We start from the raw sequence: 201 nt of genomic DNA on the forward strand, positions 1-201 counted from the left end.
GCGTGCCGGGCATCGGGGTCCACGGTAGAGATCACCCGGTCCGGGACGGTGCGGCGGGCGATGCGCCACCGGCCGTCGGTGCCATCGGAATCCTCGGCGGGCTCGACGTCCTGGCCGGCGACCAATGCCAGCAGCGCCACCGCCTCGGCTGGTCTGCCGCCGGCGGCGGTGATCGCCTCAACATCCAGAGCCTCAAGCAGT

General features: G+C 72.6%; 1 pseudogene. It reads right to left on the reverse strand.

The window, feature by feature from the left end:
• Positions 1 to 201: pseudogene (locus tag H483_RS0119535) on the reverse strand (IS5/IS1182 family transposase); the annotation flags it as partial.

It is taken from the genome of Dietzia sp. UCD-THP, assembly GCF_000349585.1.
GTDB classification, from domain to species: Bacteria; Actinomycetota; Actinomycetes; order Mycobacteriales; family Mycobacteriaceae; genus Dietzia; species Dietzia natronolimnaea_A.